The 14,645-nt window shown below is 63.0% G+C and carries 13 protein-coding genes; 3 read left to right on the top strand and 10 right to left on the bottom strand.

Annotated elements, in window-relative coordinates; genetic code table 11:
- Positions 1–239: 239 nt before the first annotated feature.
- The 3 genes from OKA05_RS26035 to OKA05_RS26025 are packed head-to-tail and all read right to left on the bottom strand — an operon-like array spanning position 240 to position 2,958.
- Positions 240–977 carry a sulfite exporter TauE/SafE family protein gene (locus tag OKA05_RS26035; protein WP_264490148.1) on the bottom strand — a complete coding sequence of 246 codons (738 nt, stop codon included), beginning with the start codon at positions 975–977 and terminating at the stop codon, positions 240–242.
- A complete protein-coding gene (locus OKA05_RS26030; RefSeq protein ID WP_264490147.1) occupies positions 974–2,413 on the bottom strand; it encodes an MBL fold metallo-hydrolase in 1,440 nt (479 codons plus the stop codon). Before OKA05_RS26030 ends, OKA05_RS26035 begins: the two co-directional genes overlap by 4 nt.
- 23 nt (positions 2,414–2,436) lie before the next feature.
- Positions 2,437–2,958, bottom strand: coding sequence for a rhodanese-like domain-containing protein (locus tag OKA05_RS26025; protein ID WP_264490146.1), 522 nt, complete (start codon positions 2,956–2,958; stop codon positions 2,437–2,439).
- 101 nt (positions 2,959–3,059) lie between these two features.
- Here OKA05_RS26025 and OKA05_RS26020 point away from each other — a divergent pair, with 101 nt between their 5' ends.
- Positions 3,060–3,377 (top strand): ArsR/SmtB family transcription factor, encoded by a 318-nt coding sequence (locus OKA05_RS26020; RefSeq protein ID WP_264490145.1) that lies wholly within the window; start codon positions 3,060–3,062, stop codon positions 3,375–3,377.
- Between the two features lie 22 nt (positions 3,378–3,399).
- Here the strand turns inward: OKA05_RS26020 and OKA05_RS26015 are convergent, their stop codons facing one another.
- From OKA05_RS26015 to OKA05_RS26005, 3 genes are read right to left on the bottom strand one after another with little or no spacing between them, the layout of a single operon-like run.
- The gene (locus tag OKA05_RS26015; RefSeq protein WP_264490144.1) at positions 3,400–5,922 is read right to left on the bottom strand and encodes a beta-L-arabinofuranosidase domain-containing protein; all 2,523 of its coding nucleotides are present in this window, start codon (positions 5,920–5,922) and stop codon (positions 3,400–3,402) included.
- A gap of 48 nt (positions 5,923–5,970) precedes the next feature.
- Positions 5,971–6,675: a YoaK family protein gene (locus OKA05_RS26010; protein WP_264490143.1), complete on the bottom strand. Its 705-nt coding sequence runs from the start codon at positions 6,673–6,675 to the stop codon at positions 5,971–5,973.
- Positions 6,672–7,898 (bottom strand): SecDF P1 head subdomain-containing protein, encoded by a 1,227-nt coding sequence (locus OKA05_RS26005; protein ID WP_264490142.1) that lies wholly within the window; start codon positions 7,896–7,898, stop codon positions 6,672–6,674. Before OKA05_RS26005 ends, OKA05_RS26010 begins: the two co-directional genes overlap by 4 nt.
- A 105-nt stretch (positions 7,899–8,003) precedes the next feature.
- On the opposite strand from OKA05_RS26005, the gene OKA05_RS26000 reads away from it, so the two are divergent.
- On the top strand, positions 8,004–10,970 hold the full coding sequence (locus tag OKA05_RS26000; RefSeq protein WP_264490141.1) for a hypothetical protein: 2,967 nt from the start codon (positions 8,004–8,006) through the stop codon (positions 10,968–10,970).
- Positions 10,971–11,056: 86 nt separating this feature from the next.
- Positions 11,057–12,475 carry an adenylosuccinate lyase gene (purB, locus tag OKA05_RS25995; RefSeq protein ID WP_264490140.1) on the top strand — a complete coding sequence of 473 codons (1,419 nt, stop codon included), beginning with the start codon at positions 11,057–11,059 and terminating at the stop codon, positions 12,473–12,475.
- Between the two features lie 166 nt (positions 12,476–12,641).
- Here purB and OKA05_RS25990 read toward each other — a convergent pair whose 3' ends face one another.
- The 4 genes from OKA05_RS25990 to OKA05_RS25975 all read right to left on the bottom strand — a co-directional run bounded on the left by OKA05_RS25990 (position 12,642) and on the right by OKA05_RS25975 (position 14,638).
- Positions 12,642–12,950 (bottom strand): putative quorum-sensing-regulated virulence factor, encoded by a 309-nt coding sequence (locus OKA05_RS25990; RefSeq protein ID WP_264490195.1) that lies wholly within the window; start codon positions 12,948–12,950, stop codon positions 12,642–12,644.
- A 128-nt stretch (positions 12,951–13,078) separates the two neighbouring features.
- Entirely contained in the window at positions 13,079–13,489 is a 411-nt protein-coding gene (locus tag OKA05_RS25985) for a GxxExxY protein (RefSeq protein WP_264490139.1), read from the bottom strand.
- A 150-nt stretch (positions 13,490–13,639) separates the two neighbouring features.
- Entirely contained in the window at positions 13,640–14,425 is a 786-nt protein-coding gene (locus OKA05_RS25980) for a cytochrome c oxidase subunit II (RefSeq protein ID WP_264490138.1), read from the bottom strand.
- A gap of 24 nt (positions 14,426–14,449) precedes the next feature.
- Positions 14,450–14,638 carry a hypothetical protein gene (locus OKA05_RS25975; protein WP_264490137.1) on the bottom strand — a complete coding sequence of 63 codons (189 nt, stop codon included), beginning with the start codon at positions 14,636–14,638 and terminating at the stop codon, positions 14,450–14,452.
- Positions 14,639–14,645: the final 7 nt, after the last annotated feature.

The following is a 14,645-nucleotide window of genomic DNA, read 5'->3' as shown; positions in this document are numbered from 1 at the left end:
TCATCACCGCCTTCGCCCCCACCACGCCACCGGTGCCCGAGTGAGCTTCCTCGGCGGTATGGAGCGCGCCATCGCGGACATACCAACTGCCACCGTAAGGAATCCAGCGATCAAAGGTGCCCTTCGCAAACGCATCGGCATACGACTGGCCAGACCAACCGCTTCGGTTCGAAGTTTCCCGAGCGCAACCAGATCAGCGAAGTTTGGCAGATCATCCCGAGGGCGGGGGAATCTCCCGTTCACGCGAGGTTGCGCCACAGCACCACCGCTCCGGCGAGCAATACCGTCACGGCAAATCCTTGCCGCAGCCGCTTTACCGGCAACATCCCCGAAGCTGCATTCCCCGCCACCGACCCGGCTACAGCGAGACCGGAGAAAAGCCCGGCGAGCTTCCAGTCCACCGGCCCGTCGAGATGCGCGGCGAAGCCGGCGGCCGAGTTGAAGGCGATCACCGCCAGCGAAGTGCCGGTCGCCATCCGCAAGGGCAAGCGGGCGAACTTGATCAAGGCGGGCACCAGCAAAAAACCGCCCCCCACGCCCAGGAAGCCGGTCATGATGCCGGTGCCTCCGCCAATACCGAGACAGCGCCACGGCCGGCACTCCGGCGGCAGGGTCGCATCCTCGTCGCGCGAGAAAAGCATTCGCGCCGCCACCGCGAGCATCAGCACGGCGAAGACGACCATCAGGAACTCTGGCGCGACCAAACGGGTGAACTTCGCGCCGAACCACGCCCCGGCCATGCCCGACAGCGCGAACATCGACGCTGCCCTCGCATGCAGGTCTCCTGCCCGCCAGCACTGGACGGCCCCTGCCGCCGCCGCAGCTCCGACGACGAGCAAGCTCAAGCCCACCGCTTCCCGCGGTGGCACCCCGGCCAGATAGACCAGCACCGGCAGCGTGATCACGCTGCCGCCCGCGCCGGTCAGGCCAAGCGACAATCCGATCAACGCCGCGCCGAGCCACGCCAGGGGATTCATGACCCGGGGAGTTGGCAGGTGCCACGGATGTCGCCGTAGTTCCCGTCCACATGGACGACATCGATGCCCTTGCTGGAGAGGAACGAGACGGCCAGCGAGGCCCGCAGGCCGCTGCCGCAGTGCACGTAGACCGGCCGACGGTCGGGCAAGTTTTCCAGATTCGCGGCGAGACGGGTGTAGGCGATGTTGACGGCTCCCTGGACATGACCCGCGGCGAATTCATCGGCACCACGAACGTCCAGCAGCAGGGCGCCCGCGTCCTCGGCCAACGCAGCAGCAAGCCCTGAAGCCTGCACCCGCGGAATGATGCTGGTGAAGCCGTGCGCCCTCCTCGCCTCGTCCGCCGGGATCCAGGCAGCCACATCGTCCAAGCCGATGCGCACCAGTTGGCGCACCGCCTCGTCGAGCAGGGCCTCGTTTTCCAGGACCAACAGGAGCTTGCTGCGCTCCTCGACATAGGACCCTGCCGAGACTGGAAGCTTGCCACCGGCGATCGGGGCGTAGATCGACCCGCGGAGGTGGCGGTTCATGAAGTCCTTCCGGTCCGCACGCAGATCGAGAATGGTGCGTCCCGGGGCTTCGATCCATTGGTCGAGTTCGGTCGCGCCGATCCGGCGGGGTTCAGGCAACTTGCCATCTGGCAGCAGCGCGGGGCCGAGCCGGTTGTCGCGTTTCATGCGTGCGAAGTAGGGCGGTGGCTCCGGCTGTCCGGAAAGGATCTCCTTCACGAATTCGTCCGCGGACCCGTGCAGCGCCTTGTGCAAGGCCCCGTTGAAACGGCGCTCGTAGCCCATCACGCTGAACGGCACCGCGCCAAGGGACTTACCGCAGGCACTGCCTGCACCGTGCGCCGGCAGGACCTGCAGGTAATCGGGCAGCGCTTCGGTACTGCGGAGGCTCTCGTACAAGCTCCGCGCGGACGGCTCCATGACGCCCACCTGCCCAGCGGCGCTTTCTAACAGGTCGGGCCGTCCGACGTCGCCGACGAAGATGAAATCGCCGCTCAGCAGCGCGACCGGCTCGTCAGCGCCGCCGCCTTGATCGGTGACCAGGAAGCTGAGGTGCTCGGGCGTATGGCCGGGACTGTGGACCGCCCGGAAGGAAATGTTGCCGATGTTGAAGGTGTCGCCGTCGCGCAGGAAGCGGGCCTTGGGACTGCCCTTCGCCCACTCGAATTGCCAGTCGGGACCGCCTTCCTCGGAAAGATACGGGGTGACGCCGTGGCGCTCTACAAGCTCGCGAGCGCCGCTCAGGAAATCGGCGTGGATATGGGTCTCGGCGACCGCCGTGATCGTGAGCCCGTTTTCGGCGGCGACCTCGAAGTAGCGGTCGAGATCGCGCTCGGGGTCCACGATGATGGCCTCGCCACTGCGCTGGCACCCAATGAGGTAGGCATTCTGCGCGAGCGAAGTGTCGGTGATTTGACGGAGATACATGGTTTTGAATCGTTGGAGATGATTTAGGCCAAACAGGAATCTCCGCTGCGCTGGTTCCAAGGCATTTTCGCCAGAAGCATAGCCATCCCGCACCAATCGGTGAGTCCGGCGAAGATCAGCCCGGCACCCACAAAGGCGCTGAGACCGTAGAATGCCGGGTGGACCCAGGTGCCGAGCATGACCCCGGTCAGGACGATCAAGCCGGCGGCGATGCGCACCTGGCGTTCCAGGGAAATCACCGCCCTGCCGCGCTTCACCGGCAGGCCCGCCTGCTCCCATGCGGTCACCCCGCCTTCAAGGACCGCGAGATCCTTGCAACCGGCTGCTGCGAGTTTCTGGAGGGCCTGCCCGGCGCGCTTGCCGCTTCGACATACCAGCACCGCCGGGCCGCTCACCTGTCCAGGATCGAGCCGGTCGAGCGGCATCAAGGTGGAGCCTTCGATGTGGACTTCTCCATGCTCGGCCGGCGTTCGCACATCGATGAGATGGACCCTCCCGGCAGCATGGGCTTCGTGGACGGTCTTGGGATCGAGGGTAGTATTCATGGGACAAGAAGTGGCGGGATTCTCACCGCTTTATATGCTTATATTCCCATATGGTTATACTTGCGCAAGCGAAATTTCCGGGCATGCTTCCATCGTCGCCCATGAAGCTCGATTTCAACGACCTCGAACGCGTTGCGAACCTGTTCCGCGTCTTCGCCGAAGCCACGCGGCTGGCCTTGTTGCAGGAACTAAAGGACAGGCCGAAGTCGGTCGGCGAGCTGGTGGACGCCCTGCCGACGACTCAGGCGAACGTCTCGAAGCAGCTCAAGATGCTCTACGACTCCGGCCTGGTGACCCGCACCAAACAGGGCACCAGCGTGATTTACGAGATCTGCGAGCCGATGGTCTTTGAACTCTGCAAGATCGCCTGCGACAAGCTGAACCGCCCGGCGTCGAAGCCGCGGAAGCTGTCGTTCTGAAAGCAGCGCAGGCGACGTTTCGCTAGAGCCCGCTGGCCTTGATATCGGAGAAGGAGGCCGCGTGCTTGTCACCCTTCGTGCAGTAGCGCCGCACGCCGATCATGCCGGAGCGGAAACTCTCGTCGGTGACCTCGATCTTCGGCTCATCGAGATCACCGGCATAGACGCGGATGAGCGGGCCTTCGGCCTCGATGCGCAGTGGCATCGCTTCACCCGCCTTCACAATGAGCGGCACGGACTTGAGCGGGATCCAGCGGTGGTCAGCCTTGCCGAGGACGAGCTCGTTCTTCTCCGCGCTGATGCCTGCGTAGTAGCCCCGGTAACTGTCCATGCCGGGAAATGCTTCGCTGGTGCGAAAGAGCAAACCCGCGTCGCCCGCTTCGCTCACGGTGACCTTGGCATCATAGACGAAATCCGCGAAATCCGTGTAGGGCATCACCGCCTTCGCACCCACCACGCCACCGGTTCCCGAGTGGGCTTCCGCGGCAGTGTGAAGCGCACCACCGCGAATGAACCAGCTACCTCCGTAAGTGATCCAGCGATCAAACGTCCCCTTTGCGAAAGCGTCGGCATAGGACTCGAGCGGAGCCGCCGGCTTGCCGATCACCGGGAAGCTGGTCACGCGCAGCATGCCCGCGCCGAAAGGAACGAGCTCGATCTTTTCCTCCGGCTCATCCGAGGCCACCGGGCTGACCGGCGGATCGAGCGCCACCAGGCCGCTGTGCGCCATCTTCCACGACGGCACCTTCTTCGCGCGGGCGGTGATGGTGATCGGTGACTTGGTGCGCGAGAACGGCTGATCAGGCAACTCTCTCGTATTCACCTCGAAGGAAGAGGCCGAATCCTTCTCATCGATCACGAGCCCGTAGTTCCATGGGGACTCGGGAAAGAACTCCAGCGAATCGAAGCCCGCGACCTTGCCTTTCTCAAAAGCCTCGATGCGCTCCTTGATCGCGAGCGAATAGACCAGCGGTCCGCGATGCACGGTAACGCTGTCGTTCAGGCCGCGTTGCAGCTTCACCTTCATGGGAAGCTTCAGCACGACTTCGTCGCCTTGCTTCCACGTGCGCTGGATCTTCGCGAAGGTGCCAGCTTTCGGTGCGGGCTCGGTCTTGCCGTTCACTTCGAGCGTCGCGTCATCGCACCAGCCGGGAACACGCAGTGACAGCGGGAACGCCACGTCTTTCGGCGTGGCAACGCGAATGCGCACGGTCTCGCCGAACGGATAGGTGGTCGCCGAACTCAGCTTCACCTTCGTGCCATCGCCGACGGCAGCGCTCACTTCGGTCGGCGCATGGGCAATCACCGCGAGTCCCTTGTCGGGCGTGGCGGCCCATGAGTTCTGCACGAACTTCGGCCAGCCCATGTGGAAGTTGTAGCAGCAGCACTGGAACCCGGAGATCGGCGAGGGCGTGCTGCCATTGGCATAGTCCTGGTCGAAGCCCTTGCCGCCCCGCTTCGCGATGACCTGGTTCGGGATGCAGTAGTAAACGTGCTGGTGAATGTTTTCCGTCACCGAGCCCGGCAGGGCATTGAAGGCCATCCGCTCAAGGCTGTCGGCCGCCGCCACCTCGCCGGTCACGCGCGCGACGCTCGCATCGCTGAGCATGCGCTCGACGATGGAGCAGAGCTCGATGCCCTGGGTGGTCGAGTTGCCGGCGAGGAACTCGGAGCCCGCATTGATCCCCACTGCAGTGCCGTGATCGCGGTCGAGATTCGCCACACCGAGACGATAAGCATAGCGATCCTCAGCCTTGCCCGAGCGCAACGAATACACAGCCGGCATCTTGACCGCCTGCGGGACATTGACGTTATGCCGCGGTTGGAAGCTGCGATCGACCTCGACGAACTTGTTGTTCGTGAGGATGTCGGTCCATTGGTAGGCCTGCTTGGCGAGCTTGTCGGAGAGGCCGAGCAAGAACTCATCGCCAGTGCGGTTGTAGAGCCAGAAGACCGTCTCGATGTCATCCCCTGCGCGGGACTTGCCCCAGTCGCGCAGCGGCCGGGCATCGAGGCCCGAATTCATGAACTCGTAGTACTTCGTGAGGAAGGGAATCACGCGCTCGTCGCCGGTGGCTTCGTGGAAATCGCGGAGCAAGTGATTCACCACCATACGCGGCCACCAGTCGTCGTTGTTAGGCGGACCGTAGAAGCCGTCCTCGCGCTGGCTCTTGAGGATGGCATCGCACCACTTCGTCGCCTCGGCCTTCAGCTTCTTGTCATCCAATCCCCACGCGAGCGGAATGAGGCCCTTGAGATAATAAGGGCCCTTCTCCCAGTTCTCCCCGGTCCCGCCTCGCCACGCGCTGTTAGGGCTGACCGCCTCCAGCAGCTCTGGAGCATGGCCAGTCAGTCCATCGCGCTGGAGTTCGAGCTGGTGCTTCAGCCAGCCGTGCGGCTTCACGCTGCCCAGCGGCAACGCGGTAAAGCTGCCAGGATCCAGCGGCGCGCGGTTCGGCGCGGGCTGGGTCTCGGAGTCGGCCAAGGCGGCGAGGCCGAGCACGGCCAAGGGCGCGACAGCGGCGAAGAAGACGGCATTTCTCATGGACAGGGCTTGGGTTACGCCACCAGCCTGACCCATCTCACACCGAATTCAAACACGTTCTATATTTGAATTATCCGGGACCAGCCGCCGCTTGAGGAAGGACCAGAGCAGGCCTCCGATCAGGTAGGTGCTACCGCAGGCAAAGGTCACCGGAATCGAGGTGGACAAGTGAAGGGCCGCCCCGGCAGCCGCACCGAGGGCAAACGCGGACGAAAGCAGAAGCGGCGTGGTGATCTTCCAGCTCTCGATCGGATGCCCGCGCAGGCGCATGCCGATCAGCTGGCCGAAGTCGGTGAGCAGTCCGGTGATGTGAGTGGTCCTCAGCACTATTCCTCGGTAGCGGGTAGCAAGCGCGTTCTGCATCCCGCAGGCCCACGCGGCGAGAAAGCACGGCCACAGCACGGAGACCTTCAGCAGCGGGTGGCAAGCCATCAGCAGCACCCCCACGAACATGACGGAGCGCCCGTAAGGCCGGCTGAGTTGGAGATTTGGATGGTGGATGAAAAAGCCGGCCGTCGCCGCCCCGCCGACGAATCCACCGAGGGACAGACACAGGATGGCCGCCTCATGCGACCAACGGCCGCCGGCTTTCAAGGCCTCCACCGTGATCCGCGACAGATCCCCGGTCAGGTGGCTGACGGAAACACCCACCCTCAGCATGAAGTCCGCATTCACCGCCGCGGCGAGAAACGCGAGGATGCAACCGCCAAGCAGCACCCAGCCCGGCCTTGCCTGGATGGACTCCCCGCTCATCGCCCCTTCTCGGAAGGAGCGACTTGCGCGCCCGGCAACGGCTTTCCCTCTTCGAAGTAGGGCGACAATGCCGCCCCCAGCGATTTGGCCGGCAGCTTGCCATCAACAGCCCGGTCGGCAAGTGCCTGCACCTCCGGGAAATGGAGAGCCAGGATCTTCATGAAGTCACATCGGGTGCTTAGTTTCTGCTCCTTCCCCACCGCGTTTTCCCAGTGGGACGTCATCATGGCCAGGGAAAGCAGTTGGGCGAGATCGGTGGCATTCACCTTCTGCCGGATGTCGGGAATCTTCACGCCTTCCAACAGCGCGATCACATCAATGTCGTCGGAACTGAAATCCACTTTGGGATAGCTCGCAACAAGGAGTCCGGGCACCCGGCCGACCACCTTCCGGTCCCTCGGGATATTGCTGGAAGAAAAGTCCCATCCGACCACCTTGCTTTCCGAAAACCGGACTGAAAACCCGTCCCTCACGGCCCCACCATCGGGAACCTCGTCTCTCTTTTCCGGTGCGATCTCGTAGATCATCTCGATCTTCCCATCCTCCGGTTTGCCCGACGTGTAGCAAGGCTTGCCGAGCGCCGCGATCACAGCCTCCCGATCCATCCCCTTCTGCAACTTGGCATCGAGCTCCTCTTGAGAAGGGATGCTTTCGAGGTGGTAAATGCCCGCCTTCTCCCGGGCGGCCTTGTTTTGCTGATACTCCTCCTCGGTGAAAGGCACCGTCTCGGGACGACGAGGTGGGGGCGGGGCTTGGGGAACCTCTTCCTTGGGATCCAGTACCGGGCGCCCGGACATCCGCCGGGCCAGATTCTCCAATCCCCGGCCATCCAGATCATCCACTCCTGAAATCTCGAATTCGCCTCCCAGCGGTTCCCGGATTCCGGGCGCGCTGACCAATTTGCCATCCACGATAAGCGCCAGCCGGCTCCGGCCGGGAATCATGTTCCCCGTGGCCTCGGCCATCACCCTTGCTCCCTCCGGCTTCAGTTTGACGGTGATCGTTCCACCCGGCCCTACCGAGGCTTGGGCGACGTCCCCATCGCCGATCATCACCTCCTTGAGGATGAAAAGCTGCTCCTCCTTGTTTTCGCCGTCGATCCGGTAGCTCAAGGTCATCCGCTCGGTATCCTCCCCCGCTACCTCCCGGACCTCGGAAATCCGGAGCGCATCGCCTTGGGCGACGCTTGCGAGCATCAGGAGAAGAAGTGGCAGTGCTTTCATGAATCGCCCCAGTGTCATTCACCGTGTTTCAGGAGGCCAGTCGAAAGGGTCCGCCGCAACGGGGATCTCATTGCGTCATTCCAGTGCAGCCCTTACTCCTCGCTCATGGAAATCTCCGCCAGGGAACTCTTGTTAGACCTCATCTTCAGGCAGGAGGGCCGGCGTATCATCCCCGATTCCCTCTCTGCAGACGAGGAGGCCGTCGATTGGCTGTTCCATCTGCTCCACGCCGATGAATTCCCCTCGGGTGATGTGATCGAGTTCCTGCGAAGACATCGGCCGGAGGATCCCCGGTTCGTGCGCTGGAAAAACCGCGCGTTCCGTCCCGGGCTCGGAGAGGATGGGATGCTAAGTGAGGACGCCTACAAGTTCATCGAGAAACATGAGCCGGACCATCCATGGCTCGACCCTTTCATGGCACAAGCAGCCTATGGGTTCCGCGATCTCACCAGCGGCATTTACCTGGGCAAGGACTTCGCGTCCCATCTCAGGGGCCGCTTCGAGAGCCCGGTTGATGACACCGACCTGGCCGGACAAGCGAAAGCTGCGGATTCCTCCACTCTCGCGGCCTGGATCGCGGACTCCAGCCTGCATGTCGGGAAGCAGTTCATCGCCGCCAAGGAGCTCTGTGACCGGGGTGAGTTCGATTTCCTTTTCGACCGGAAGTCCAGGATCTACCTCACCCGGGAAATCAAGGATGAAGCGCTCGACCGGAACACCCCGGCCGTACTCTCAGCCGCCCGCAGGTCGCTGGTGGAAGGCGCCAACCCGCTCGCTTCTGAAATCCTGCTGACCTGCTGCACCGATCCCGCGGAATTCGTGGACCTCGTCGATCGCTCGGTGGCACTGAATCGCCCGGACGCAGCCATCGTCCTCACCAAGTTGGAGGAATTCGGGGCGGCCATTCCTCCAGCCACCGCAAGCCGGCTGTTACTGTCGATCGCTGAGAGCAATCCTTACCACCGGAACAAGGTTGTGCCCGTCCTGCTGGCGCAAGCGGGGGATGATCCTGACGTGATAGCCCGGATCAAATCATGGGCCTGCGACGGCTCCGAGGGGTTCGAGATGGCGCGCATCCTTTCCCATTTTCTTGATGCGAACCGGGAACAGGCATGGGTGCGCGAAACCGCACTGGCCTTCCGAAAGCAGCACGATGGAGATGCCTACCTCTCCGATGTGATCGCGAGGATCGGCGACGAAGAATGCATTCGCGCCATCCTGGACGCCTTCGACAGCAGCCTTTCAAGCGAGGCATCGAGTGCCACGAATGCCGCCGGCCATCGTCTCCACCAGGATCCGCGCGTGCGGGATCGCCTGCTTGAAAAAGCCCGCGCAGGCGATGGCCGGGCGCTGCAATGGATCGCCCGGCGCTATCCGGAAGACCCGGAGGCACTGGAGATCCTGCGCGAGGCGACACGAACGCCCGGACACTGGGATGTGATCCGGGTGATGTGCCTCCAGGGCGTCCTGCGTTCTCATGTGAGGGAGCGATTCCTGAAATCACTCGGCGATCCTTCCGCCAGTTACCCGGGTGATTGCGAAGCGATCCTCGCCGTTCGATCCGAACGCGAAGCCATTGCCCGTGAAATCGGGCCCCGCTGGGAACTGCTGGGCATTCATCTGGGGGAACGGTCGAACACTTTCCCGATGTGGTTCCCCTATGAGTCCTTCACCGTTCAGATCATGGAAGGCATTCGCTCCGGCGAGTTGTTGAAGTATCCCCGCGAGTTGATTCTCCAGCTCGCCGGCTCCGTCGATGTTTCGGAGGCCTTGCGCGACGGGATACGTGCCGCCGCCGACAAGTTCGACTTGGACCCCGCGCTACTGCTTCTCGGAATGATCTATGGCGACCGGCCGGAAACGGTCTCCTTTTTCAAGGAGTTCACCGAAACGGAATCCGCGATGGTGAGCTACGGGGCCGAAACCGCTTTTGCCGAAGTCCTCCGGCTGGGAAAGCGAGGGGACGACGACTTCTCGTGGGCAGTGGATACCCTGCGAAATAGCTCCGGCCGAAAATCCGGGGGCATCGCCTGTTACGGCCCGAAGATTCTCGTTCATTTTTTCGGTTCGGGTGAACGCGTGGTGCAGGCGTTGCAGGAATTCGCCATGTCTCCTTCGCACCCGCTGCTCGCCACTGCCTCGACCCGGATCTTGATGGATGCGTTCCCGAACAAGGTTCCGGGCAGTCTCCGCGCGGAGGTCGAAGCGATGCCCGTCGAAGGTCGCCGGAGCCATGTCTCGTCGCTCCGCCAGAACGCCGCGCGCTGGATCCCCGAGCTGGTGCACTTCACTCTCCATGACCCCGATGCCTCGATCAGGAAGGAGGCGATGTCGGGACTCGCCAAGAACTACCATATGCCTGGAACGTGGCGAGATCCCGGGTTTGCCTTCGCTTGCCTTCAGCATTCGGAGCTCGCCGGGATGGCCGCCACCCTGCTGGCGAAATGGTCCCCGGAAGATGAGGCGGTCGCACAGGATTTGGTGGAAGCCGCCCGCCGCTTTCCAAAGGAGGACATTCCCCTGCAGATCACCGCATTCTTCGGCAACACCGCTTCCGCCCGAGCGCTCATCCTGGAGCAGGTGCGGGAATCCCAGAAAGTCGCCGCGGCATTGGTCGATATTCCCCGTTGCACGTGCCGCGGCTGCCTGGGCTTCGACGCCAAACAATACGCCGCCATGATGCTCCGCCTGCACCACCCGCCCTTCGACCAGGATCCTGAGGCAAAGGAACTCATCCGCGACATCCTCAATGATCGCTGGGTCGAATCCAGCAACTCATGGGAATTCATCAAGGCGGTCACCGTGGGACTCGACGACGCGGCGACGCTCGTCCGCTACGAGGAAATCATCAGGTCTGCAGCCCTGGTGAAGTACCGGGAATGGGCCTGCAGTGCGCTCGCGAACAAGGCAGGCAAAAACGACGCCGCTTTTGAAAAGCTGCTCCAGCTTTTGGAGGATCCCGACGAAACGCTCCGGAAAATGGCCGCAAGATTCAGCGGATCGATCGCCGTGAACGAACGGGGAAATCACCGGAGGCTCCATGATCTCCTCAAGGCGATCAAAGGGGCATAGGGACCGCACCGTGGAATCGCGGTTCCCCCGTATCACGACCCGATTTTCCCTTGCCCCGCGCGGGCCGGTGGCCGCTACTCCCCGCCGTGATTCCGAACGTCCTCGCCGAACGCTACGCCTCCCCTGCCCTGCAAGCCATCTGGTCAGCCGAAGGCCGCATCGTGCTGGAGCGGGAGTTTTGGATCGCCGTGATGAAGTCCCAGCGCGACCTCGGCCTCGACATCCCCGCCGAGGCGATCGCCGCGTATGAGAAGGCCAAGGACTCGGTCGATCCCGGCTCGATCATGGCCCGCGAGCGCGTCACCCGCCACGACGTGAAGGCGCGGATCGAGGAGTTCAATGACCTCGCCGGCCACGAGCACATCCACAAGGGCATGACCTCGCGCGACCTCACGGAGAACGTCGAGCAGCTCCAGGTCTGGCGTTCCCTGCTGGCGATTCGCGACAAGTCGGTCGCCGTGCTCGCCCGCCTGAAGAAGCGCGCCGAGCAGTGGAACGACCTCGTCATCACCGCCCGCACCCACAACGTCGCTGCGCAGCCAACCACGCTCGGCAAGCGCATCGCGATGTTCGGCGAGGAAATGCTCTCCGCCCATTACGCGCTGCAGGATGTGATCGCCCGTTACCCGGTCCGCGGATTGAAAGGCGCGGTCGGAACGCAGATGGACCAGCTTTCCCTCTTCAATGGCGACGCCTCGCAAGTCGCGGCGCTAGAGCAGAAAGTCGTCGTCCACCTCGGCATGCCGGCGGTATGGACGAATGTCGGCCAGGTCTATCCGCGCTCGCTCGATTTCCGCGTGGTCGCCGCGCTCACCGATCTCGCCAGCGGCCCGTCTTCCTTCTGCCGCACGCTCCGCCTGATGGCCGGCCACGAGACCGCCAGCGAAGGCTTCGCGCCCGGCCAGACCGGCTCCAGCGCCATGCCGCACAAGATGAATTCGCGCTCCTGCGAACGAGTGAACGGCTTCCACGTGATCCTGAAGGGCTACCTCGCCATGGCCTCCGGTCTCGCCGGTGACCAGTGGAATGAAGGCGATGTCTCCTGCTCGGTCGTCCGCCGCGTGATGCTGCCGGATGCCTTCTTCACCATCGACGGCTTGTTCGAGACCTACCTGACCGTCCTTGACCAGATGGACGCCTACCCCGCGGTGATCGGGAAGGAAAACGCTCACTACCTGCCCTTCCTGATGACCACCACGATCATGATGGAAGCGGTGAAGTCGGGCGTCGGTCGCGAGACCGCGCACAAGGCGATCAAGGAACACGCCGTCGGCACCGTGAACGACCTGCGCGCTGGCAAGACCACCGTGAACGATCTGGTGGACCGCCTCGCCAACGACGAGCGCATCCCGCTCGACCGAGCACAACTCGCCGCCATCGTCGCGGCGGGTGAGAGCAATGCCGGTGCCGCGAAGGCACAGGTCGCCGCGTTCGCGAAAGCGGTCGGCGAACTCGAAGCCGCACACCCCAAAGCCGCGGCCTATGCGCCGGGCTCGATCCTCTAAGCTGGAAATCAGCCGCCCCCCGGAGTAGTAGCGGAACGGCTGCGCCGTTCCGGCTGGGCGAGCCCACAAGCAGGATCGCCACTCTGATTCCCGGTTCGGTCCGCCCCCAGCCGGAACGACGAAGTCGCCCCGCTACAAAGCTGGAAAGCAGCCTGCCGCCACCGATTCACTCCTCCGCAGGAAACTGCCGGTCACGCGGCCGCTTTGCCCGGAAAGTCACGCGCCCGCCGTTCGCCTCTCGCAGCGGGTCGAAGACCTGATCCATCCCGACATCCTTGATCTCGCAGATGATCGCCAGCAGCTCGCCAAGCCGTCCCTTGGGAAAACCGCGCTCCTTGAACCACGAGAGGTATTCCGGCGGCAGGTCGTAAATCGGCATCCCGCGCGGCGGCACCCCGGCCGGGCCATATTTGCCGAAGGGCATCCGCATCTTGCCGATCTCGCCGAGCAAGTTACGGAAGTCCTCGCGTTCCATATCGGTCACGATTCCTCCTACCTCGGCTCCCGCTTTCGTGCCAGAAGGATCAACCGCGGATTACACGGATACCACGGATAAAAGGGATCCAAAACCATCCGCGATATCCGCGTCATCCGCGGTCAACTTCACAGAGGCGCGGTAGGAGAATCATCTTGAGTTCCGAAGGTGCCTCGCTGGTTAACCACCCGGCGCCAGTCCAGTTTGGCATGCTTGAAATTGAGCAACAGCGCCACCTCCAAGCCAGTGATGTTGAGGTAGCCTAGCATTTGCGCGACGTGAGTGTCGTTGAACGCAGTCACCACCTTCGGGTCCACTACTACTTTTCCGTCCACCAACAGATCAGGGATGAGTCTCCCGATGAACTGGCCGCGGTAGTGAACCGGATACTCGCGCTGCTGGTCGACCTCGTGCCCACGAGCGCGGAGTTCGATGACGAGAGCATTTTCATAGAGCCTCTCATCCAGTCCCGGCCTGAGTTCATTCAGCACCATCATAGCAGCACCGATGATGTCTTTAGTGATCTCCTCGTGGAGCATGGGGAATTGAACCGCGGATCACGCGGATGGCACGGATAAACACATCATCCCCTCCTCCCATCCGTGAAGTCCGCGTCATCCGCGGTTGAAACAAAAAAGCGGGAAGCCTTGGAGGGCCTCCCGCTTTTGGGAAAACTGCAGTGGAACCTCTCAGCGGCTCACCGTGGCGGCCTTCGGTGCGCGGCTCTTGAGCGCGTTGTCGGATTCGGCGTCGGCCCACGTGCGGTAGGCCTTGTCCTCGACCACTTCCATCAGGCCCACCATGTCGCCGTGCTTCTCGCCGCAAAGCTGGGCGCAGACGACGGAGGTTTCCAAGGTCTTGGTCGGCGTGAACCACATCGGGATCTCGCGGCCGGGGATGGCGTCCTGCTGGATGCGCATCGGGACGATCGCGTAGTTGTGGATCACGTCGTTGGACGTGATGTTGAGGATGGCCGGGCGGTTCTTCGCGATCTTGAGGTTGGTCGCGATGAAGTCGTCCTGCGCGTTCGGATCATCGAAGTCGATTGCCGGATCGCCGTTGGCGGTGCGGACCAGCGGATTGATGCGGCCGAACTTCCCGTCCTTGCCGGGGTAGTGATAGGTCCAGCCGAACTGCCAGCCGATGACGCGGACGCGGATGGGATCCTGCTTCTGCACCGTCTCCCACGTGTCGGTGCGCTCCTTCCACAGCGGAAAGGCGAAGCCGAGCAGCAGCACGGCCTCGATGATGACCACCGCGATTTCCAGGTGGCTGGAGATGTGGTTGCGCACGCCGTGGTAGGACGCCTTCGGGTGTACGGAGGCGCGGAAGCGGAAGAGGCAGTAGAGGAAGAACAGGCTCCACCCCACGAAAAGCGCGATCATGAACCAGTGGACCACATCGATGAGGTGGTCCACCCGGCCGCCATGGGCGGAGAAGTTTTCGGGGATGCTGAGGAATTTCGAAGGGCTCATGGAAAAGGAAAGGCGGTGGGCATGTCAGTCGCGCAGCTCGGGGTCGAGTCCGGCATCGCTGCGGCGGATCAGGCGGATCATGAAAAACAACACGGTCCCGAGCACCGGCAGGATGATGCCGAGCATGAAGAAAATGGACCAGCCGGCAGCATTCGGGCCGTCGTCCTGGAAATTCACGGCGCAGGTGGCGCAGGCAAGCAGGGTATCGATCATGGCCGTG

Origin of the sequence: Luteolibacter arcticus, from assembly GCF_025950235.1 — a bacterium.
Classification (GTDB): Bacteria; Verrucomicrobiota; Verrucomicrobiia; order Verrucomicrobiales; family Akkermansiaceae; genus Haloferula; species Haloferula arctica.
Note: the sequence above shows the minus strand (reverse complement) of the source record. Positions and strands in the feature narration are given on the sequence as shown.